Consider the following 926-nt stretch of genomic DNA (forward strand, 5'->3'; position numbering starts at 1 on the left):
CGACCTGCAGCTGACGGCAGGTCAAGGCTGGAGTCAATGTCACTCGTTGGCGTTCGACTTCTCGGTCTGGGAGATCTTCGGAGCGCTGTTGCATGGTGGGCGGCTGGTGATAGTGCCCGAGGCGGTGACGCGGTCAGCTGACGATTTCCACACCTTGCTTGTCGAGCAGCGGGTTGCGGTTGTGAGTCAGACGCCGTCTGCGTTCTATGCGCTGCAGACGGTGGATGCTGCCCAGCCGGAACATCGTCAGCTCGGCCTCGATGCGGTGGTGTTCGGTGGGGAGGCACTCCAACCGTCACGGCTGGGCAGCTGGATGGGTGATCATCCGGTCCTGCCGCGGTTGATCAATATGTATGGGATTACCGAGACGACGGTGCATGCGTCGTTTCGGGAGATCACCGTGGCCGATGTGGAGCGCACGGTCAGTCCGATCGGTGGGCCGTTGGGGCATCTGGCGTTTTTCGTCCTTGACCGCTGGTTGCGGCCGGTTCCGGCGGGTGTGGTGGGTGAGTTGTATGTGGCCGGTGCGGGTTTGGGCGTGGGGTATGTGGGTCGGGCGGGGTTGAGCGCCACCCGGTTTGTGGCATGCCCGTTCAGCCCCGCGGGGGTGCGGATGTATCGCACTGGAGACCTGGTGTGCTGGACGGCTGACGGTGAGTTGGCGTATCTGGGCCGTGCCGATGAGCAGGTCAAGATCCGCGGGTATCGCATCGAGCTGGGGGAGATCCAGGCCGCACTGGCCGCACTCGACGATGTCGAGCAGGCGGTGGTGATCGCCCGGGAGGACCGTCCCGGCGACAAGCGTCTGGTCGGCTACATCACCGGCACCGCAACCCCCTCGACGGTGCGCGCCGCGCTGGGGGAGACCTTGCCCTCCTACATGGTCCCAGCCGCCATCGTCCCCATCGACACCCTGCCACTGACCG

Annotated in this window: 1 protein-coding gene; it reads left to right on the plus strand. The window is 65.2% G+C overall.

The window, feature by feature from the left end; translation table 11 throughout:
• Positions 1-926, plus strand: a 926-nt coding sequence (locus A5740_RS27740) for an AMP-binding protein (RefSeq protein WP_139335385.1), incomplete at both ends; no start/stop codon positions are given.

Origin of the sequence: Mycobacterium sp. GA-1841 (assembly GCF_001954135.1) — a bacterium.
Classification (GTDB): Bacteria; Actinomycetota; Actinomycetes; order Mycobacteriales; family Mycobacteriaceae; genus Mycobacterium.